Source organism: Franconibacter daqui, assembly GCF_014644275.1.
GTDB classification, from domain to species: domain Bacteria; phylum Pseudomonadota; class Gammaproteobacteria; order Enterobacterales; family Enterobacteriaceae; genus Franconibacter; species Franconibacter pulveris.
The window spans coordinates 1,745,991-1,765,905 of record NZ_BMKJ01000001.1 but is presented as its reverse complement, the minus strand read 5'-3'; the positions used below and the strand labels follow the sequence as shown (position 1 = coordinate 1,765,905).

Sequence of the window (19,915 nt, the reverse complement as noted above, 5' to 3'; positions counted from 1 at the left end):
CGGCGCCGTAACGAGATTAAGCGAGGCGTGATGAAAAAAAATCCACGCCATTGCGTGGATTTTATAAGGCTGTGGTCTTCACGAGATTTGCTGAAAATCTCGTGAGACAACACATTTTATTTAGACGTTGAACAGGAAGTTCATCACATCGCCATCTTTAACGATGTAGTCTTTCCCTTCCGCACGCATTTTGCCAGCTTCTTTGGCGCCCTGTTCGCCTTTATAAGCGATGAAATCTTCATAGGCGATGGTCTGGGCGCGGATAAAACCTTTTTCAAAGTCGGTATGAATTTTACCTGCCGCCTGCGGCGCGGTGGCGCCGACCGGGATGGTCCATGCACGCACTTCTTTCACGCCAGCGGTGAAGTAGGTTTGCAGGTTCAGCAGCGCGTAGCCTGCGCGAATCACACGGTTCAGGCCCGGCTCTTCCAGACCCAGCTCCTGCATAAACTCATCGCGCTCTTCATCATCCAGCTCGGCGATGTCCGCTTCTACCGCGGCGCAGACCGGCACCACGACGGAGCCTTCCGCTTCGGCAATTTCACGCACTTTGTCCAGGTACGGGTTGTTTTCAAAACCGTCTTCGTTAACGTTGGCGATGTACATGGTCGGCTTAAGGGTCAGGAAGCTCAGGTAACGCACCAGCTCCTTCTCTTCTTTGCTCAGGTTAAGCGCGCGCAGCATGCCGGCGTTTTCCAGCTGCGGCAAACATTTTTCCAGCACTGCCAGCTCGGCTTTGGCGTCTTTGTCGCCGCCTTTCGCCTTTTTAGAAATACGGTGAATCGCGCGCTCGCAGGTATCGAGGTCCGCCAGCGCCAGTTCGGTGTTGATGGTGTCGATATCTTCAGCCGGATCCACTTTGCCGGAAACGTGAATGATATTGTCATTCTCAAAGCAGCGCACCACGTGGCCGATAGCTTCGGTTTCACGGATGTTCGTCAGGAACTGGTTGCCGAGGCCTTCGCCTTTGGAGGCGCCCTTCACCAGACCGGCGATATCGACAAACTCCATCGTGGTCGGCAGGATGCGCTGGGGCTTCACGATTTCCGCGAGCTTGTCCAGACGCGGATCGGGCATAGGAACGACGCCGGTGTTCGGCTCAATGGTACAGAACGGGAAGTTGGCTGCCTCGATTCCCGCTTTGGTCAGCGCATTGAACAGGGTGGATTTACCGACGTTCGGCAAGCCGACGATACCGCATTTGAATCCCATGGTTTAAATCACCTTAATTTCTTGATAATCAGGGGGTTAGAAATAACCCGATGATGGAAAAAAACAAACTTTGCCTATTATACACGTAACAGAGCTCCAACGGGCGGAGAAATCACCCCGCGGCGTGGTAAAACCCCTTTTATTGCGCTTTAAAGGTGTGAAGGCGGTTGGTGGCTTTAATTAACCCATCCTGCAGCCAGATTTCAGTGCAGCGCGCCGCTTCGTCAACGGCGTCATCTATCAGCTTCTGTTCGCTTACGGGCGGTTTGCCCAGCACAAAACCGACAACCTTGTTTTTATCGCCAGGATGGCCGATTCCAATCCGTAAGCGGTGAAAGTTAGGGTTATTGCCCAGTTTGCTGATGATGTCTTTCAGGCCGTTGTGGCCGCCATGACCGCCGCCGAGCTTGAACTTCGCCACGCCTGGCGGCAAATCCAGTTCGTCATGCGCGACCAGAATTTCATCCGGCGCGATGCGATAGAACGTCGCCATCGCCGCCACTGCTTTGCCGCTCAGGTTCATAAAAGTGGTCGGCACCAGCAGACGAACATCGTTGCCCGCAAGCGTCAGGCGCGAGGTGTAGCCAAAAAATTTGGCTTCCTCTTTTAGCGGCGCGCGGTGGCGTTCCGCCAGTAAGTCTACATACCATGCTCCGGCGTTATGGCGCGTTGCCGCATACTCGGCGCCCGGGTTCGCCAGGCCGACAATCAGTTTAATCGTCACGTTATTGTTCCTGAAAAGCGCTAAATTCGCGGCGTAGTTTACTGTGACCCCTGGCAAATCACAAAGCGCAACAGGGCATGCGAATGAATTTGAATAGTCGCAACGCGTAATAATTAGAATTTCAATTTGATCAGGGGCTTATTTGTAAAGTTTTGTGAGAGATATATCCAGAATTGTGACCTGACCCTCATCGGCTACCTATAAGCGTTACCTATACTTTACACACAAGGAGAGGGGGCATTCCCCATCAACCCATTTACCTGGAGGTGACCTGTGAGACGCAAAAACGCTTCATTACTTGGTAATTTTCTGATGGGGTTGGGGCTCGTTGTTATGGTTGTCGGCGTCGGCTATTCCATCCTCAACCAGCTTCCGCAGCTGCAACTGCCGCAATTCTTCGCCCACGGCGCGGTACTGAGCATCTTTGTCGGCGCGGTGTTATGGCTGGCTGGCGCGCGCGTAGGCGGCCATGAGCAGGTATGCGACCGCTACTGGTGGGTGCGACATTTCGACAAGCGCTGCCAGCGCAATCAACACCGGTAACGTTAACCCCCCATGGCGAGAAAAAACGGCTTCTGCAAAGAGGCCGTTTTTTTTATGCTTTTCGGCTTGACCCTCACGTTACGTAAGACATCACACTTCGCCGTGAAGCAGCAAAACAGGAGCTACGACAAGATGTTAATACAGGTAGGCGAACTGGCCCGGCGCGCCGGGATTACGGTTCGCGCATTACACCACTACGAGTCGCAGGGCCTGCTGTTGCCTTCGGCCCGCACCGAGGCAGGTTACCGGCTTTATAACGCCCGGGATGTAGAGCGTTTGCATACCATCCAGGCATTAAGCCATATGGGACTGACGCTTGCCGAAGTGCGCGCCTGTCTGGAGAACCATTCGGTTGCCCTGACCGATATTATCGATCAGCAAATCGCCATGCTCGACAGCCAGATTTCACGTATCACTACGCTTCGCGAAAGACTGGAGGCATTGCAGAGCGACCTGAAAGCGGGGCAGGAGCCGAATCTCTCTGAATGGCTAATCACACTGGAGTTGATGAAAATGTACGACCGTTGGTTCAGTAAAGCAGAACTGGAAGCGCTGCCCTTTGCGAAAAAAGATCCGGCGCGCGAGAACGAATGGCTGCAGCTTGTGCAGCAGGTGAAGCAGCTGATAGCCCAGAACACGCCGCCGGAAGCGCCGCAGGCGCAGCGCCTCGCCACTCGCTGGATGGAGATGCTGGAGCGCGACACCGCCGGCAAACCCGATTTCCTGACGCGCCTGAACGAAATGCACGCCAAAGAGCCGCAGATGCAGGAGCAAACCGGCATTACGCCGGAGGTGATGGAGTATGTCACGCGGGCGTTTGCGGAATCAAAGCTGGCGATTTATCAGCGCTACCTTAACCCGCAAGAGTATGCTTATACTCGCGCCCACTACTTTGACCGCATGATGGAGTGGCCGCCGCTGGTGGCGAAGCTGCATGCGGCGCAGGCGAAAGGGATTGCGCCGGGAAGCGAAGAGGGCAAGGGGCTGGCGGCGAACTGGCTTGAACTCTTTACCTCTTTTGCCGGCAACAATCCCCAGACTCACCAAAAATTCCGCGAGGCGATGAGCAAAGAGCCTGCGCTTTCCGTCGGCACATGGATGACGCCGGAGGTGCTGGGCTGGTTGCAACAGGCGGTGGGCGCGCTGATGCAAGGCGATGCAACAGCGCGCTAAGCGAAGTGAATCAGAGGTCGGCTAACGCGCTGGCCTGATCCGGGAAGAAGGCAAGACGCCCAGGGATGGGCTGTACGCCTGCGCGCGCCAGCGTGCGCAGCGGTTGAAATTCAAGCTGGCAGATACGCAGCTCGCAACCCTGCGGCAGGCGTTCAATAAAGCGCTGCAGCGCATCCAGCCCGCCGGCGTCCAGCACCGGCACGGCGTCCCATTGCATTACCACAACACGTTTGCCTTCGGCCTGTTGCAAAAGCGGGCTGAATACGCCTTCCGCCGCCGCAAAAAAGAGTGGCCCGGTGACCCGCACCGCCAGTACGTCATCCGCTAACGCGACATTCAACGGCACGGTTCGCGTCATGCGCGCTACGCGGCGCATAAACAACAACGATGCCAGCACAATGCCCACGCTTATTGCGATGACCATATCGAACAGCACGGTCAGGGACATACAGATCAGCATAACGATAATATCGTCGCGCGGCGCACGCCTTAGCAAGTTTACCACCTTGTGCGCTTCGCTCATGTTCCAGGCCACCATCAGCAGCAGCGCCGCCATGGCGGAGAGCGGCAGCCAGGAGAGCAGCGGCGCCAGTGCCAGCAGTGCGAGGAGCACCAGCAATGCGTGGATAACCGCAGAGACGGGCGAGGTGGCCCCGGCGCGCACGTTGGCGGCGGAGCGGGCGATCGCCGCCGTGGCGGTAATGCCGCCAAAGAAAGGCGCGACAAGGTTGCCAAAACCCTGGCCTATCAACTCGCTGTTGGCGTTGTGTTTAGTCCCGGTCATGCCGTCCAGCACCACGGCGCAGAGCAAGGATTCAATCGCCCCGAGCATCGCCATGGAAAAGGCGGCAGGCAGCAGCGCCTGCAGCGAATCCCAGCTTAGCGTAAAGGTCGAACCTGGCAGGTTCCAGGGCAGTACAAGCTGCGGCAGTAACGGGGGTATCCCGTTGCCCTGGGCGCCGTCGGCCAAAACATAATGGAAGCGTGAGCCGATGGTCGCCACTTCCCCGCCAAGCAGGTTCACCACGCCCATGACCGCGCACCCGGCGAGCAGAGCAGGGAGATGACCCGGCAGGCGAATGCCGAGGCGGGGCCATAAAATAAGCACTGCAAGCGTCACGATACCGATAGCCGCATCGCCGGTATTCACCGTTGGCAGCGCCATCGCCAGCGCGCCCACTTTTTGCAGGTAGTGTTCCGGCACGTGCGCCATCTCCAGGCCGAGAAAATCTTTAATCTGCATGGTGGCGATGGTAATGCCGATCCCGGAAGTAAATCCCAGCGTGACGGAAAGGGGGATGTACTCAATCAGCCTGCCGAACTGCGCCAGGCCGAAGAGCACCAGAAAAAGGCCGGAGAGTAACGTCGCCATTAACAGTCCGGCCAGGCCAAACTGCTGGGCGACCGGATAAAGAATGACAACAAACGCCGCCGTCGGCCCGGAAACGCTGAAGCGTGAGCCGCCGCTTAAGGCGATGACCATGCCGGCAATCGCTGACGTATAAAGGCCATACTGCGGCGGCACGCCGCTGCCGATGGCCAGCGCCATCGCGAGTGGAATGGCGATGATCCCGACGGTCACGCCCGCAATCACATCGCGTGAGAAACGCGAAAGGGTGTATTTTTCGCGCCAGCAGGCGTCCACCAGCGCGCGGAAGGGCATTATTTGAGCAGAGAAAAGGGTTTTCACGGTTTTCATCCCTGAGCATTTCATCTTTCAGGATTATGAAAGATGACTGAGGTATAAGTCATACAAATAAATCACAAAAACAAAAAAACCCGCCTCGGCGGGTTTTTAAGCGTTGTCCGATTAATGCTCGAACATAGCAGAGATAGATTCTTCGTTGCTGATACGACGAATCGCTTCGGCCAGCATGCCAGAGAGCGTCAGCGTACGTACGTTCGGCAGCGCCTTGATCTCTTCAGCCAGCGGAATGGTGTCGCAAACCACGACTTCGTCAATGACGGAGTTGCGCAGGTTGCTGACCGCGTTGCCGGAGAAAATCGGGTGCGTTGCATAGGCGAAAACGCGCTTCGCGCCGCGCTCTTTCAGCGCTTCCGCCGCTTTGCACAGGGTGCCGCCGGTGTCGATCATATCGTCAACCAGTACGCAATCGCGGCCTGCTACGTCGCCAATGATGTGCATTACCTGAGAAACGTTAGCGCGCGGGCGACGTTTATCGATGATAGCCATGTCGGTGTCGTTGAGCAGTTTAGCGATAGCGCGGGCGCGAACTACGCCGCCGATATCGGGAGAAACGACAATCGGGTTGTCCAGGTTCTGCTGCAGCATATCTTCCAGCAGGATAGGGCTGCCGAAGACGTTATCTACCGGCACATCAAAGAAACCCTGAATTTGTTCTGCGTGCAGGTCCACGGTGAGCACACGGTCAACCCCAACGCTCGACAGGAAATCGGCCACTACTTTCGCAGTGATCGGCACACGGGCGGAACGCACGCGACGGTCCTGACGGGCATAGCCAAAGTAGGGGATAACAGCGGTGATGCGGCCTGCGGAAGCACGGCGCAGCGCATCAACCATAACAACGAGTTCCATCAGGTTGTCGTTAGTAGGGGCACAGGTGGACTGGATGATGAAAATATCACCACCGCGTACATTTTCATTGATTTGTACGCTGACTTCACCGTCGCTAAAGCGACCGACAGCAGCGTCGCCGAGGGAAGTGTACAGGCGGTTGGCAATACGTTGTGCTAGTTCCGGGGTGGCGTTACCAGCAAAAAGCTTCATATCAGGCACGAGAAGAACCTCAGGCATGCGTCCAGTGGTGGATGGCGGTTACCGCGGCGATAACGACCATCCAGGCGGTGTATTTAAAGAGCGTGGCGCAACGTCTGGAACAAGGGTGACGTTGTCACCAGGGCTCAGCTTGCCCGGAAATGGCTTGCTGTAGCGGCGAAATATTTACGCCTTGCGCAACGAAACCGCGCAGCCATTCCGGGGCTTGCTCAAGCACCATTCGGGCAGCGGACTCGGTGTCAAATTCAGCAAACACGCAAGCGCCAGTGCCAGTCAGGCGCGACGGCGCGTATTCTAACAGCCAGGAAAGCGCGGCATCAACCTCGCGAAAACGTTTTCTTGCGATCTGCTCGCAATCATTACTGAATTCACAATTCAGTAACGTTTCTATTGACCGGACGGGCGTGTTACGCGGTAAATCAGGGTCTTTGAAGATAACCGGCGTCGCGATGCTCACGCCCGGATGCGCGACCAGATACCATTTTTCCGGCGGCGAAACGGGCGTTAAGCGTTCACCCACCCCTTCGGCGAAGGCGGCATGACCGCGCACGAAAACCGGCACATCTGCGCCAAGCTGTATGCCAAGCGCAGCAAGTTCCGCTTCGCTTAAGCCGGTTTGCCATAAATGGTTTAGCGCGACCAGAACAGTGGCGGCGTTAGAAGAGCCGCCGCCCAGCCCGCCGCCCATCGGCAACCGCTTTTCTACTCCCAGATCCGCGCCGGCCCCTGCTGGCAGACGGCCCGTCTCCCGGGCGCGGCGCATGAGCAGTCGCGCCGCGCGCAGGATAAGGTTTTCTTCATCGGGCACGCCCGCAATCGGCGTGGTTAGCCGCAGCTCGCCGTCATGACGCGGGGCGATAAGCACCGTGTCGCCGTAATTCACAAACTGAAACAGCGTCTGCAAAGTATGGTAGCCATCTTCACGACGGCCCGTGATATAGAGAAACAGGTTCAGCTTTGCCGGAGAGGGCCAACGCGTCATCATTTAACTATCCAGTTATCCATTTTCAGCTTGATGCGCTGGTCGCCTTCGGTCAGTTCCATATTCGAAGGCAGGGCAGGCTGGGTTTTACTGTCATACCCGCTATAAACTACATGCCACGTTTTGTCGTTTTGCGTGTAGTTCACTTCGCTCAGGCGATACTGGTTGTCGAGTTTATAATCGGTCGCGTCGCCCGGCAGGCCGAGGATCCACTGACGCAGGCTGTTGATGGGGATCGGCATGCCGGTCAGCTTCGCAATCATCTCTTCGGCATCGGTGGCGGTGTAGCGCTGGCCTTTGTTATCCACCAGTTGTACCACGCCCGGCTGCGCATTCAGCTCCATTTCCGTGCTGCCAAGCGGGTTGGTCAGCAGCAGTCGGTAGCGGTCCTGACCGGTTTGTTGCCAGAAGAAGCGGGCATAGACTTTCTGTTCATCGGAAAGATAAGCGAAAGCGCCGCGAGTCTGGTACTGATTCAGGCTGCGCACCTGCTGTTGGTGCTGCTGCCACTGCGGGGAGTCGGGGCTTTTGCCCGGACCTTTCGGCGTATTAACGGCGCAGGCGGTCAGAACGAGGCTCGCCAGCGGCAAAAGACGCAAAAAGCGCAGAGATGAAATAGCCATATTGACGTCAAATCCTTGATGCGTGTTGGGGTTATAACCTTTCATGCTAGCGCTCGCGTGCAAGAGCGTCTACGTTCAAGTTGTCTTAAATCATGAAATTAACTATTACTCCAAAAGAGGCGGTTCTCTTTTATTGACCTTACGCATCCTGTATGATGCGCGAAGTCAAACCTTATCAACGCTGGTACTATTCCCGCTCACATGACCCTTTTAGCACTCGGCATCAACCACAAAACGGCTCCTGTTTCGCTGCGAGAACGCGTTACGTTTTCGCCGGATACGCTCGACCAGGCGCTGGAAAGCCTGCTTGCGCAGCCAATGGTGCAGGGCGGCGTAGTGCTCTCAACGTGCAATCGCACGGAGCTCTATCTGAGCGTGGAAGAGCAGGACAATCTGCACGACCGGCTGGTGCGCTGGCTTTGCGACTACCACAACCTCAATGAAGATGAGGTGCGCAACAGCCTTTACTGGCATCACGACAACGATGCGGTAAGCCACCTGATGCGCGTCGCCAGCGGGCTGGACTCCTTAGTGCTGGGCGAGCCGCAAATCCTGGGCCAGGTGAAAAAAGCGTTCGCCGACTCCCAGCGCGGTCATGCGAAAGCGAGCGAGCTGGAACGCATGTTCCAGAAATCGTTCTCCGTCGCCAAGCGCGTGCGCACCGAAACCGACATCGGCGCCAGCGCCGTTTCCGTCGCTTTCGCCGCCTGCACGCTGGCGCGCCAGATTTTCGAATCCCTTTCCAGCGTCACGGTGCTGTTAGTCGGGGCGGGGGAAACCATCGAACTGGCCGCCCGTCATCTGCGCGAACACAACGTCAAGAAGATGATTATCGCTAACCGCACCCTGGAGCGCGCCCAGCGTCTGGCGGATGAGGTGGGCGCGGAAGTCATCAATCTTGCGGAGATAGACGAGCGTCTGAAAGAGGCCGACATTATTATCAGCTCCACCGCAAGCCCTTTGCCGATTATCGGCAAAGGCATGGTGGAGCGCGCCCTGAAGGCTCGCCGCAATCAGCCGATGCTGCTGGTGGATATCGCCGTACCGCGCGATGTCGAGCCGGAAGTGGGCAAGCTCGCCAACGCTTACCTCTACAGCGTTGACGACCTGCAATCGATCATCCAGCACAACCTCGCGCAGCGCAAAGCGGCGGCGGTTGAAGCAGAATCGATTGTCGAGCAGGAAGCGCACGAATTTATGGCCTGGCTGCGCGCGCAAAGCGCCAGCGCAACCATTCGTGAATACCGCAGCCAGGCGGAGCAGGTGAGGGAAGAACTCACCGCCAAAGCCCTGGCCGCGCTGCAACAAGGCGGCGACGCCGAATCCATTTTGCAGGATCTGGCCCGGAAACTGACCAACCGCCTGATCCACGCACCAACCAAATCTCTTCAGCAGGCCGCCCGTGACGGGGATGACGAACGCCTGCATATTCTGCGCAACAGCCTCGGGCTGGAGTAGCGCCACACATTCTTATTACAAAAAGGTGAACTACCGCCTATGAAGCCTTCTATCGTTGCCAAACTGGAAGCCTTGCAGGAGCGTCATGAAGAAGTTCAGGCGCTCCTCGGTGACGCGAGCACTATCGCCGACCAGGATCGCTTTCGCGCGCTTTCCCGTGAATACGCCCAGTTAAGCGATGTGTCTCGCTGTTTTTTACAGTGGCAACAGGTTCAGGACGATCTGCAAACCGCAGAAAGCCTGCTTGAAGACCCGGAAATGCGCGATATGGCGCAGGAAGAGCTGCGCGATGCGAAAAGCCGCAGCGAAGAGCTGGAACAGCAGCTGCAGGTATTGCTGCTACCAAAAGATCCAGACGACGAGCGCAACGCGTTTGTTGAAGTGCGTGCCGGCACCGGCGGCGACGAGGCGGCACTGTTCGCCGGCGACCTTTTCCGTATGTACAGCCGTTATGCGGAATCCCGCCGCTGGCGGGTGGAAATCATGAGCGCCAACGAAGGCGAGCATGGCGGTTATAAAGAAGTGATCGCCAAAATCAGCGGCGAAGGCGTGTACGGGCGTCTGAAGTTTGAATCGGGCGGGCATCGTGTGCAACGCGTTCCGGCGACGGAATCCCAGGGCCGTATTCACACCTCCGCCTGCACGGTAGCGGTGATGCCGGAGCTGCCGGAGGCGGAGCTGCCGGACATCAACCCAGCCGATCTGCGCATCGATACCTTCCGCTCTTCTGGCGCGGGCGGCCAGCACGTTAACACCACCGACTCCGCCATTCGCATCACCCACCTGCCGACGGGCATTGTGGTGGAGTGCCAGGATGAACGCTCGCAGCATAAAAACAAAGCCAAAGCGCTGGCGGTGCTTGGCGCGCGTATCCACGCCGCAGAAATGGCGAAACGGCAGCAGGCGGAAGCGTCCACGCGCCGCAACCTGCTTGGTAGCGGCGACCGGTCCGATCGAAACCGCACCTATAACTTCCCGCAAGGGCGCGTTACCGACCACCGCATTAACCTGACGCTCTACCGTCTGGATGAAGTAATGGAAGGGAAGCTGGATGCGCTTATTGAGCCTATCATTCAGGAACACCAGGCGGACCAGCTGGCCGCGCTGGCTGAGCAGGACTAATGGACTATCAGCACTGGCTTAAGCAGGCTATTGCGCGCTTAACGCAAAGCGAATCTCCGCGCCGGGACGCGGAGATTTTGCTTGGTCTTGTAACGGGTAAAACCCGCACGTTTATTCTCGCTTTCGGCGAAACCCTGCTTAGCGAAGATGAAGCGCAGGCGCTTGAAAACTTGCTTGAGCGCCGGGCGCAGGGCGAGCCAGTGGCGCATCTGACGGGTTTACGTGAGTTCTGGTCGTTGCCGCTGTTTGTCTCTCCCGCCACGCTTATTCCCCGTCCGGATACGGAATGTCTGGTGGAGCAGGCGCTGGCGCGTCTGCCCGCAGAACCCTGTCAAATTCTGGATTTGGGCACGGGCACGGGCGCTATTGCGCTGGCTCTCGCCAGCGAGCGGCCGGACTGCCATGTCACCGCCCTTGATGTAGTGCCGCAGGCTGTCGAGCTGGCGCGCCGCAATGCACAACACCTCGCTATTCCTAATATTACGCTTCTGCAAAGCGACTGGTTCAGCGCGTTAGACGAAGCGCGTTTCACGCTTATCGTCAGTAATCCGCCTTATATCGACGATGCCGATCCGCATCTTACTCAGGGCGACGTGCGCTTCGAGCCGCGCAGCGCGCTGGTGGCGGACGAGAACGGCCTTGCGGATCTCAGAACATTAATTTTCGAGGCGCGCCGCTTTCTTGTTAACCAGGGCTGGCTATTGTTAGAGCATGGCTGGCGTCAGGGTGAAGCGGTACGGGAGCTTTTTAGCGAAGCGGGTTATCATGCGGTGGAGACCTGCCGGGATTACGGCGGCAATGAGCGTCTGACGCTGGGTCAATTTGCAATAAAACAGGAGTAACAAGGCCATGGCGGCTTATTTTGCACTGAAGCATTTTCATATCCTGACGGTGATCATCTCCATCAGCCTGTTTGTTTTACGCTACGTCTGGCAATATCGTGGCTCGGCCATGTCGGCGAAGCGCTGGGTGCGTATCGTTCCGCATGTTAACGACACCCTTTTGCTGGCGAGCGGTGTTGCGCTAGTGCTCATAACGCACTTTTATCCCTTCACGCCGCAAGGCGCATGGCTGACGGAGAAGCTCTTTGGCGTTATCATTTATATCGCTTTAGGGTTTATCGCGCTGGGTCGACGCCCGCGAAGCCAGCAAACACGCTGGATCGCGTTTTTGCTGGGGCTGGTGGTGCTTTACATCATCATTAGACTTGCCACCACGAAGATACCGTTATTGGGGTTGATATGAAGTCGTTGGCCGATTTCGAATTTAACAAAGCACCGCTCTGCGACGGCATGGTGCTGGTTTCACAATTAATCCGCGATGATTTTCCCGATCAGGAGGTTTATCAGCAGCTTGACGCGCTGGTTAGCCTCGCCCGGGAAGAAATTTGCGAGGGGCTCCATCAGGATATGCAGCTTGAGCGCCTGCTTGAGCTGTTTTATGGCGAATGGGGTTTTTCCGACGCGCGCGGCGTATACCGCCTTTCCGATGCGCTCTGGCTGGATAAGGTATTAAAAAATCGCCAGGGCAGCGCCGTATCGCTGGGCGCGATACTGCTGTGGATAGCCGACAGGCTGGAGATCCCGCTGACGCCGGTGATTTTCCCGACGCAGCTGATTCTGCGCGCTGACTGGATGGATGGCGAAATGTGGTTGATTAATCCGTTCAATGGCGAAACGCTGGATGAGCATACGCTTGAGGTGTGGCTCAAGGGCAACGTTAACCCGGTGGCGGAACTCTATGTCGACGACCTTGAAGAATCGGAAAACGCCGAGGTTATTCGCAAGCTGCTGGATACGCTGAAATCCGCGCTGATGGAGGAGAGCCAGATGGAGCTTGCTCTGCGCACCAGTGAAGCGCTGCTGCAGTTCAACCCGGAAGATCCGTATGAGATCCGCGACCGTGGGCTTATCTATGCGCAGCTGGATTGCGAACATGTCGCGCTGAACGACCTGAGCTATTTTGTCGAGCAGTGCCCGGAAGATCCGATTAGCGAAATGATCCGCGCGCAAATCAATTCGATTTCGCACAAGCAGATTACGCTGCACTGATTAGCAAACCGTATACCGATTTACCGCTGACAAGGGCGAACTTATGAAGCAAAAAGTGGTTAGTATTGGCAATATCAACGTGGCGAACGATCTGCCGTTCGTTCTCTTTGGCGGCATGAATGTGCTTGAGTCGCGCGATCTCGCGATGCAAATCTGCGAGCACTACGTCAACGTGACCGACAAACTCGGCATTCCTTACGTTTTTAAAGCCTCCTTTGATAAAGCCAACCGCTCCTCCATTCACTCCTATCGCGGACCGGGTCTGGAAGAAGGGATGAAAATCTTCCAGGAGCTGAAGCAGGCCTTCGGCGTTAAAATTATCACTGACGTGCATACCGCCGAACAGGCGCAGCCGGTTTCTGAAGTGGTGGACGTTATCCAGCTGCCGGCCTTCCTGGCGCGTCAAACCGATCTGGTGGAAGCGATGGCGAAAACCGGCGCGGTTATCAACATCAAAAAGCCGCAGTTCATCAGCCCGGGGCAGGTTGGCAACATCGTGGATAAATTCCACGAGGGCGGCAACGACAAAGTGATTTTGTGCGACCGCGGCACTAACTTCGGTTATGACAACCTGGTGGTCGACATGCTGGGCTTCAGCGTGATGAAGAAAGTGTCTGGCAATGCGCCGGTGATTTTCGACGTGACGCACGCGCTGCAGTGCCGCGACCCGTTCGGCGCCGCCTCCAGCGGTCGTCGCGCGCAGGTGGCTGAGCTGGCCCGCGCCGGCATGGCGACCGGCATCGCCGGCCTGTTTATTGAAGCGCATCCGGACCCGGAACATGCTAAATGCGACGGCCCGTCCGCACTGCCGCTGGCGAAGCTTGAGCCGTTCCTGAAGCAGATCAAAGCCATCGACGATCTCGTTAAAGGCTTCGAAGAGCTCGATACCAGCAACTAAGGTTCTGGCTAACAAAAAACCCCGCTCCGGCGGGGTTTTTTTATGGGGCAGGGAAGGGGAACGGGAATACGGAAGGGGAGATGCACCACCTGACATGTGAGTTTAGCGATTATGTCGTCGTTGGAATAAACTGCGCTTTTTCCCGGCATACGCTCATATCATACCGGTAGCAAAGCGGGCATGATAAACGTCGCCAGACATTCAATCCCTTGATTTATAGAGTGGAATCATGGCTTTCGTCTCGTCCCATAACAATGGCTAACCATGCAATGCTGCCTGTAATCAGCCCTGTCAGGCACGTTATTACCATACAGGTTGTAAAACTAATAATTGGTTCCTTTGCTGTAGAATACGCAATATCAGCGACCATGATCGTCACCAACATCATTATCGTTGAAAGAAACGTATGGAATATCGGTAGCGGAAGCCACGCCTGGGGCGGATCAGGCGGCGTATAATAGCTGTCGGCCAGCGACAACAGGCCAAATTCGTTGCTGCCCGACGCGGCAACCAGTTGCGGCCCCTGCGCATACAATGCCGCGTCTGCTGCCAGAGTCAGCGCCAGCCACCGATAGCTGTCTGAGCATTGACCAAAAGTTGTATCCAGATCCCGTCGTTCCGGGGCGGTTTTTTCCTGGTTCAGCACTTCATAAAGCGGGTATTTCTCTTTGCGCTCCAGTCCGGTATGCCAGAAAACTTTCGCCGACGTAATGCATTTGGTTCTGATAAACGCGGCGGCGGCAGTTTCCAGGTCCTCGCTTTGCGTCAGCGGCATGGAGATAAACAGCGGCTTTTCGGCACGGTCTGAGTAATAACCGAAAAGAAAGGCCGAGGCGCTTTCCATAAACGCTTTTTTATCCTCACCGTGAAGATCCGCTATGAGCAGCAGATGAAAGGAATGGTTACGTTGATGCAACGTGTTAATCCATTTCTCAATAAACGAATAACCGGGGCACTTCTCCAGCACATGTACCGCCGTTACATTGGCTGTTTTTATCCCAGCCGCCTTCAGCGCATTGCGTACGGAGTCATCGTAATCCGCTTCCTGACCGCGCGCCCATACAGACACGTCAAACACATAAGGTTCATTAAGCTTTTCTTTCAGCGGCTCCACCAGCTTTCGCAGTATGATCTCAAGCCGGGGCGCGTCATAGCCCTCTTCGCTGTCAATTTCCAGCGGCGTTTCAGGCGCAAGCGGCATTGACCCTTCGAGCTTAAGCATTTTCAGCGCGATATGTTCAACAGGCGCGAGCGAATGCCAGGCTATCAGCGTCATTTGGCGCCGGGAATATGCCGTTACCCGATAGTTGTTTTCATTTCTGCGCAGCTGACGCATCTGAAAGACGTGTATCCGGCAGCACTCCCCGATATACAAAATAAACGACGCGGTTAACGCTATCGTTAAGGGAACCAGCACGCCCTGAAACGCAATCGTGACGAAGGGAGCTTTTTTCTCCAGCCAGTCAGCCAGCCCGATGCTGTTTGCCACCACCAGCGCGATGATAAACAGCACTACAAACAGGCCGCAGAAAGAGACGACTTCCGGTTCTTTTTCGGTATCTTCGAATAATTTCCATCTCATATCACTTCTCCTCTCCGGCCACGGGCAAAGTGGTGATTACCGCGCAGCCGCATTCAGCCCGGCATTTATCCAGCACCACGCCGCGCCCGTTTATCGTCCAGTCGGGCGAGCAGTCGTTTACGATATACTCCCCGTTGTGGACAGGGCATATCACCCGGTCGCCCCTGAGCATCACGGGGATGCCGTCAAATTCCGGCCCGGATGCGGAAATCACTTTCCCGCCGCTGGTCAGCGGGTCATGCAGCCTGATTACCCCACGCATCATTTCCTCCCGGCGTCCATGTCGCAGCGCATGTGATCCCATCCGGTGTAGTTTTTCACTTCCGGGATTTTCTCCGGCAGGTTCTGGTAATTGGCTTTGTACTGTTCCACAAGATGGGGAAGCGTTTGGGGATTGAAATAATCCAGCCCCCATGCCGGGCCAGGAGAACGGGGGGCGATTTTATGAATTTCGCCGTCCAGCTCATAAGTGATGCCCGGCCCGCCGGGAGCCAGGCGCGGGTCATCGAAGGGTTTTGAGGACATATAAATCCGCCCCTGTTCTGTCAGCAGAAAGCCCTGGTCGTTAACCACGGTAAAGGAAACGATATCCTCGCGTCGGGGGCTGCTTGAACCATCGTCTTCTGAGCTGGTTGGCGCGTACATAGCTCCTTGCCAGGTCTCGCCGTAATCTTTTGAAACGGCAAAGCCACTCGAATCCCACGACATAATGGCAATATACCGCTCAGAAGGATGAACATACTTTTTGGTAAACAGACGATAAAACTGCGTTGTCACTACCGAACGGATATTGCGCCGGGTATCCACATAGGTGAGCGCCCCTTCGCAGTCCCATCCTTTCAGCTCCAGATAGCGGTGGTCGTCAAAGCGGTAGACCACCTGGACGGGCGTCGGCGTTGGCGGGGGCGGCTGAACGGTGTCGAAAGCGCCGTCACAGCCCGCAAGCTGAAAAAGTATCAGCATGGTCAGCAGACATTTCCCTTTCATTTTTTGATTCCTCCCTTCAGCACCTGTTCACGCGGCATAGCCCACTGGAGGTGATGCTGTCCGGTGATGTCATCGCGCCGCGGAAACGCCATGGCAGTATTAACTCTGGGCATCATTTCCTCCCGGCGTCCATGTCGCAGCGCATGTGATCCCATCCGGTGTAGTTTTTCACTTCCGGGATTTTCTCCGGCAGGTTCTGGTAGTTGGCTTTGTGCCTGTCTACCAGATGTATTAATGTTTGCGGATTGAAGTAATCCAGTCCCCAGGCCAGGCCGGGGAACTGCGGCGTGATTTCCTGCTTCTCGCCGTCCAGCTCATAAGTGATGCCCGGCCCGCCGGGAGCCAGGCGCGGGTCGTCGAAGGGTTTTGAGGACATATAAATCCGTCCCTGTTTTGTCAGCAGAAAGCCCTGGTCGTTAACCACGGTAAAGGAAACGATATCCTCGCGTCGTGGGCTGCTTGAACCATCGTCTTCTGAGCTGGTTGGCGCGTACATAGCTCCTTGCCAGGTCTCGCCGTAATCTTTTGAAACGGCAAAGCCACTCGAATCCCACGACATAATGGCAATATACCGCTCAGAAGGATGAACATACTTTTTGGTAAACAGACGATAAAACTGCGTTGTCACTACCGAACGGATATTGCGCCGGGTATCCACATAGGTGAGCGCCCCTTCGCAGTCCCATCCTTTCAGCTCCAGGTAGCGGTGGTCGTCAAAGCGGTAGACCACCTGGACGGGCGTCGGCGGGGGCGGCTGAACGGTGTCGAAAGCGCCGTCACAGCCCGCAAGCTGCAACAGTATCAGCATGGTCAGCAGACATTTCCCTTTCATTTTTTGATTCCTTCCTTCAGCACCTGTTCACGCGGCATAGCCCACTGGAGGTGATGCTGTCCGGTGATGTCATCGCGCCGCGGAAACGCCATGGCAGTATCAACACTGGGCATCATTTCCTCCCGGCGTCCATGTCGCAGCGCATGTGATCCCATCCGGTGTAGTTTTTCACTTCCGGGATTTTCTCCGGCAGGTTCTGCCAGTTGATTTTGTGCTTCTCAACGGAAGTGATAAGAGTTTTGGGATTGAAATAAACCATCCCCCACGCCCATCCGGGAGACTGCGGCGTGATTTCCTGCTTCTCGCCGTCCAGCTCATAAGTGATGCCCGGCCCGCCGGGAGCCAGGCGCGGGTCGTCGAAGGGTTTTGAGGACATATAAATCCGCCCCTGTTTTGTCAGCAGAAAGCCCTGGTCGTTAACCACGGTAAAGGAAACGATATCCTCTCGCGTCGGACTGCTGGTGCCGTCATCTTCGGATGTGGTTGGCGCGAACATGACAGTATGCCAGGTCTGGCCATAATCTTTCGATACCGTGAACCCTCCCGCCCGCCATCCCAGGACAGCAATATACCGTTCAGAAGGATGAACATATCTGGCAGTAAATATTCGATAGAACTGTGAAGATACCACCGAACGGATATTGCGCCGGGTATCCACATAGGTGAGCGCCCCTTCGCAGTCCCATCCTTTCAGCTCCAGATAGCGGTGGTCGTCAAAGCGGTAGACCACCTGGACGGGCGTCGGCGTTGGCGGGGGCGGCTGAACGGTGTCGAAAGCGCCGTCACAGCCCGCAAGCTGAAAAAGTATCAGCATGGTCAGCAGGCGGCAATCAGCTTTATGCCGAGTTTGCGGGAGAACAGTGAGACAGCCTCGCCTGCCGCCAGCGAGAACTTTTTGAATATACTCAGGCTGGCGCCGCCGCCCGCCGTGGCGACCAGATCCTGGCCTGCGGTGAGTTGCAGGCTCCCCGGCGTGAGCTGGGCGATGCCTTTGTCGGCATAGGCCAGCAGCCCTGGCGCGGAAAGCTGGTTCAGCGCCTGGCTTAACTGCTGCTGCAACGTGGTATCCGCGCCGTCCGCCCCGGCGGTGTCGGCGCACTGTTGCAGGGTGCGGGCGAGCGCCAGGGCGCTTTCCAGCGCGGCGACGGCGGCGGACATATCAAGCTGCTTGCCCTGGGCGCGGGGCTGCGGTTCGGTGGTGAGCAGGATGCCTTTTGCGGCGCGGGCGGCGAGCCAGTTATCAGTGCGGGCTTCCACTCCTTCGCCGCGCTGCTTACGGCTGGCGTCCACCAGGTGGCCAAGGCTGAGCTGGCTTTTGCCATGCTCAGTGGCCACCTTGATGTGCTCCCGGCCGCGCTCATCATCAAGGCGAATTTTATTGTTCGCCGGGGTGCGTATGACGTTGCGCCGTTCGTTGGCGGCAGTCACCAGGTCGTGGTGTCTACCGTCATGAAGCGCATGGGCGATATAGGGCCTGTCCGGGTCGCCGTGCTCAAAGGCGACGGCCACCTCCGTGCCGTCCAGCAGGGGAAAGTGGAAACCGTAGGTATCTCCCGCATAGGGTCTGCCGAGCCGGAGCCAGGCGCTCTCGAGTCCTTTCTTTTTCTCCTCCAGATCGAAATCAAACTTAACGTGATAGCGGCCCTGTAAATCCAGGTCGCCGTACAGGGAATCGGCGCTCGAGGAGACTCGGGCGGGGACGGTGCCGCTGATAACCGGACGCGGCAGCGGTTCGGGACGAAAGCAAACGCGATCGCTGTCCGGGATGCCGCTTAGCCTGGCGCGGTAGCTTTCGCTGCGGCTGCCGCTCAGGGTGACGGCGGTGATAACCATGCCCTGGCTGAAAGCGTCAGGAGCCCCACCGACGATTTTAAACACATCGCCTGCCACCAGAGCCGGGTCGTTGGTGAGCGCTGAAAGCCGGAACTGGTTATTGAGTAGTTGCTCATGCCGTAGGCGAGCATAGAACGAGTCGGTTTCACAGGTGTCGCCGTAAAAATCTCCCGCTACCAGATGCGGGGCGGGGTAGCGGTAAACCCGGCCGGTGGTGATAGATTCAGGGATATCGGGAACATGAACGGAAAAGATGCGCTGCGGGGAATCAGGCGTGCGGTAGTTATAGTTGCGCGCCAACACCGAGGCGGGAACTACGTTTACCGTGTCCTGCAATTGCGTTACGTAAACCTTATGGCTGGTCAGTCCGCTGACACGGACATACGGGCGCGTTTTGTCGCTATAGCAAAGACGCCGCCCGGTATCGTCAAAAATCATCAGCACCTGCTCTTTCACGTCCGGGTGGTTTTCGAAGCGCCAGAAAATGCCCACCTCCGCCAGCAGCCGCTGAATAAATCGCAAATCCGTTTCGCGCCACTGAACAATCATTTCACGGCGCGGATAGTCCCGCAGCGTGCTCATATCGACCTTGAAGGCGCCGTGCGGCATATGCTCAAGTATCACGGCTTTGACCAGCTCCGGTACGCTCATATTCAGGTAAACGGCTGACTTGGTGGTGTTATTGAGCAGCGACAGTTCATGCTCCAGCACGCATTCATAGAGCGTTTCATCAGCGGAATCACTGACACGGCCAAGCGAGGTAATAATGCCGTTAACCTGCCGCTGCGGGAGCCAGGGGTTATCTTTCTCCCAGGCGTGAGGATTGCGTGCCCGCATCAGGAAAGTGGCGGGGCAATTAAGAATATCTTTAAGCGGCAGATGATTATCGGAACAGGTAAAACGAATGGTGTAGCGGTAGGGCTGGCTTAACTTTTCTTCGCCTGTAAAACTCAGTACATCGGCAACTATTGAAGGGTTCCAGTTAAAACGTAATAAATAACGGTTGATGGTATTAATTTGTTGAATACGATCTGTGGGAATATCACCAGCGCTGGGCATAATTTCCTCCATGAAAAATACGTTGCCGTTAATATAAAGTAATTTTCTGGCGGGTAATATTTATAAAGTGCTGCAAAA

General features: G+C 56.4%; 20 protein-coding genes. 8 read left to right on the top strand and 12 right to left on the bottom strand.

The window, feature by feature from the left end:
• Positions 1-120: 120 nt before the first annotated feature.
• Complete coding sequence (gene ychF / locus IEX01_RS08335; protein WP_024558577.1) at positions 121-1,212, bottom strand: redox-regulated ATPase YchF; 1,092 nt, start codon at positions 1,210-1,212, stop codon at positions 121-123.
• A 139-nt stretch (positions 1,213-1,351) separates the two neighbouring features.
• Complete coding sequence (pth, locus tag IEX01_RS08330; protein WP_024560577.1) at positions 1,352-1,936, bottom strand: aminoacyl-tRNA hydrolase; 585 nt, start codon at positions 1,934-1,936, stop codon at positions 1,352-1,354.
• 273 nt (positions 1,937-2,209) lie between these two features.
• Here pth and ychH point away from each other — a divergent pair, with 273 nt between their 5' ends.
• Together ychH and IEX01_RS08320 are read left to right on the top strand one after the other, a co-directional pair.
• Positions 2,210-2,479, top strand: coding sequence for a stress-induced protein YchH (gene ychH / locus IEX01_RS08325; RefSeq protein WP_024558579.1), 270 nt, complete (start codon positions 2,210-2,212; stop codon positions 2,477-2,479).
• 132 nt (positions 2,480-2,611) lie between these two features.
• Positions 2,612-3,652, top strand: coding sequence for a MerR family transcriptional regulator (locus IEX01_RS08320; RefSeq protein ID WP_028019894.1), 1,041 nt, complete (start codon positions 2,612-2,614; stop codon positions 3,650-3,652).
• 10 nt (positions 3,653-3,662) lie between these two features.
• Here the strand turns inward: IEX01_RS08320 and dauA are convergent, their stop codons facing one another.
• From dauA to lolB, 4 genes are all read right to left on the bottom strand, one after another.
• Positions 3,663-5,342 carry a C4-dicarboxylic acid transporter DauA gene (gene dauA / locus IEX01_RS08315; RefSeq protein WP_188723645.1) on the bottom strand — a complete coding sequence of 560 codons (1,680 nt, stop codon included), beginning with the start codon at positions 5,340-5,342 and terminating at the stop codon, positions 3,663-3,665.
• Between the two features lie 120 nt (positions 5,343-5,462).
• A complete protein-coding gene (gene prs, locus IEX01_RS08310; RefSeq protein WP_024553864.1) occupies positions 5,463-6,410 on the bottom strand; it encodes a ribose-phosphate diphosphokinase in 948 nt (315 codons plus the stop codon).
• A gap of 115 nt (positions 6,411-6,525) precedes the next feature.
• Positions 6,526-7,395: a 4-(cytidine 5'-diphospho)-2-C-methyl-D-erythritol kinase gene (gene ispE / locus IEX01_RS08305; RefSeq protein WP_188723644.1), complete on the bottom strand. Its 870-nt coding sequence runs from the start codon at positions 7,393-7,395 to the stop codon at positions 6,526-6,528.
• Entirely contained in the window at positions 7,392-8,015 is a 624-nt protein-coding gene (lolB, locus tag IEX01_RS08300) for a lipoprotein insertase outer membrane protein LolB (RefSeq protein WP_188723643.1), read from the bottom strand. Before lolB ends, ispE begins: the two co-directional genes overlap by 4 nt.
• Positions 8,016-8,216: 201 nt before the next feature.
• Between lolB and hemA the strand changes: the two genes are divergently transcribed.
• The 6 genes from hemA to kdsA are packed head-to-tail and all read left to right on the top strand — an operon-like array spanning position 8,217 to position 13,544.
• Positions 8,217-9,473 carry a glutamyl-tRNA reductase gene (gene hemA / locus IEX01_RS08295; RefSeq protein WP_028019895.1) on the top strand — a complete coding sequence of 419 codons (1,257 nt, stop codon included), beginning with the start codon at positions 8,217-8,219 and terminating at the stop codon, positions 9,471-9,473.
• A 39-nt stretch (positions 9,474-9,512) separates the two neighbouring features.
• Positions 9,513-10,595 carry a peptide chain release factor 1 gene (gene prfA, locus IEX01_RS08290; protein ID WP_024558585.1) on the top strand — a complete coding sequence of 361 codons (1,083 nt, stop codon included), beginning with the start codon at positions 9,513-9,515 and terminating at the stop codon, positions 10,593-10,595.
• Positions 10,595-11,437 carry a peptide chain release factor N(5)-glutamine methyltransferase gene (gene prmC, locus IEX01_RS08285; RefSeq protein ID WP_188723642.1) on the top strand — a complete coding sequence of 281 codons (843 nt, stop codon included), beginning with the start codon at positions 10,595-10,597 and terminating at the stop codon, positions 11,435-11,437. Before prfA ends, prmC begins: the two co-directional genes overlap by 1 nt.
• Before the next feature lie 7 nt (positions 11,438-11,444).
• Positions 11,445-11,840: a SirB2 family protein gene (locus IEX01_RS08280; RefSeq protein WP_024558587.1), complete on the top strand. Its 396-nt coding sequence runs from the start codon at positions 11,445-11,447 to the stop codon at positions 11,838-11,840.
• On the top strand, positions 11,837-12,646 hold the full coding sequence (gene sirB1, locus IEX01_RS08275; protein WP_024558588.1) for an invasion regulator SirB1: 810 nt from the start codon (positions 11,837-11,839) through the stop codon (positions 12,644-12,646). Before IEX01_RS08280 ends, sirB1 begins: the two co-directional genes overlap by 4 nt.
• Positions 12,647-12,689: 43 nt before the next feature.
• Positions 12,690-13,544: a 3-deoxy-8-phosphooctulonate synthase gene (gene kdsA / locus IEX01_RS08270; protein ID WP_024558589.1), complete on the top strand. Its 855-nt coding sequence runs from the start codon at positions 12,690-12,692 to the stop codon at positions 13,542-13,544.
• A gap of 214 nt (positions 13,545-13,758) precedes the next feature.
• Here kdsA and IEX01_RS08265 read toward each other — a convergent pair whose 3' ends face one another.
• The 6 genes from IEX01_RS08265 to IEX01_RS08240 form a co-directional block, all read right to left on the bottom strand.
• A complete protein-coding gene (locus IEX01_RS08265) occupies positions 13,759-15,057 on the bottom strand; it encodes a hypothetical protein (protein WP_188723641.1) in 1,299 nt (432 codons plus the stop codon).
• A gap of 70 nt (positions 15,058-15,127) precedes the next feature.
• Positions 15,128-15,388: a PAAR domain-containing protein gene (locus tag IEX01_RS08260; RefSeq protein WP_188723640.1), complete on the bottom strand. Its 261-nt coding sequence runs from the start codon at positions 15,386-15,388 to the stop codon at positions 15,128-15,130.
• Entirely contained in the window at positions 15,388-16,113 is a 726-nt protein-coding gene (locus IEX01_RS08255) for a T6SS immunity protein Tli3 family protein (RefSeq protein WP_188723639.1), read from the bottom strand. Before IEX01_RS08255 ends, IEX01_RS08260 begins: the two co-directional genes overlap by 1 nt.
• Before the next feature lie 112 nt (positions 16,114-16,225).
• Entirely contained in the window at positions 16,226-16,945 is a 720-nt protein-coding gene (locus IEX01_RS08250; protein WP_024558593.1) for a T6SS immunity protein Tli3 family protein, read from the bottom strand.
• Positions 16,946-17,057: 112 nt separating this feature from the next.
• Positions 17,058-17,759 carry a T6SS immunity protein Tli3 family protein gene (locus IEX01_RS08245; RefSeq protein WP_229701816.1) on the bottom strand — a complete coding sequence of 234 codons (702 nt, stop codon included), beginning with the start codon at positions 17,757-17,759 and terminating at the stop codon, positions 17,058-17,060.
• 2 nt (positions 17,760-17,761) lie between these two features.
• The gene (locus IEX01_RS08240; protein ID WP_188723638.1) at positions 17,762-19,837 is read right to left on the bottom strand and encodes a type VI secretion system Vgr family protein; all 2,076 of its coding nucleotides are present in this window, start codon (positions 19,835-19,837) and stop codon (positions 17,762-17,764) included.
• Positions 19,838-19,915: the final 78 nt, after the last annotated feature.

Bases quoted from the DNA above. Each gene is read 5' to 3' on its own strand.
- prfA (WP_024558585.1), top strand. From the start codon at position 9,513: ATGAAGCCTTCTATCGTTGCCAAACTGGAAGCCTTGCAGGAGCGTCAT.
- IEX01_RS08320 (WP_028019894.1), top strand. From the start codon at position 2,612: ATGTTAATACAGGTAGGCGAACTGGCCCGGCGCGCCGGGATTACGGTT.
- IEX01_RS08240 (WP_188723638.1), bottom strand. From the start codon at position 19,837: ATGCCCAGCGCTGGTGATATTCCCACAGATCGTATTCAACAAATTAAT.
- prmC (WP_188723642.1), top strand. From the start codon at position 10,595: ATGGACTATCAGCACTGGCTTAAGCAGGCTATTGCGCGCTTAACGCAA.
- ispE (WP_188723644.1), bottom strand. From the start codon at position 7,395: ATGATGACGCGTTGGCCCTCTCCGGCAAAGCTGAACCTGTTTCTCTAT.
- lolB (WP_188723643.1), bottom strand. From the start codon at position 8,015: ATGGCTATTTCATCTCTGCGCTTTTTGCGTCTTTTGCCGCTGGCGAGC.
- IEX01_RS08255 (WP_188723639.1), bottom strand. From the start codon at position 16,113: ATGAAAGGGAAATGTCTGCTGACCATGCTGATACTTTTTCAGCTTGCG.
- IEX01_RS08260 (WP_188723640.1), bottom strand. From the start codon at position 15,388: ATGCGTGGGGTAATCAGGCTGCATGACCCGCTGACCAGCGGCGGGAAA.
- kdsA (WP_024558589.1), top strand. From the start codon at position 12,690: ATGAAGCAAAAAGTGGTTAGTATTGGCAATATCAACGTGGCGAACGAT.
- sirB1 (WP_024558588.1), top strand. From the start codon at position 11,837: ATGAAGTCGTTGGCCGATTTCGAATTTAACAAAGCACCGCTCTGCGAC.
- IEX01_RS08250 (WP_024558593.1), bottom strand. From the start codon at position 16,945: ATGAAAGGGAAATGTCTGCTGACCATGCTGATACTGTTGCAGCTTGCG.
- hemA (WP_028019895.1), top strand. From the start codon at position 8,217: ATGACCCTTTTAGCACTCGGCATCAACCACAAAACGGCTCCTGTTTCG.
- IEX01_RS08245 (WP_229701816.1), bottom strand. From the start codon at position 17,759: ATGCTGATACTTTTTCAGCTTGCGGGCTGTGACGGCGCTTTCGACACC.
- ychF (WP_024558577.1), bottom strand. From the start codon at position 1,212: ATGGGATTCAAATGCGGTATCGTCGGCTTGCCGAACGTCGGTAAATCC.
- IEX01_RS08280 (WP_024558587.1), top strand. From the start codon at position 11,445: ATGGCGGCTTATTTTGCACTGAAGCATTTTCATATCCTGACGGTGATC.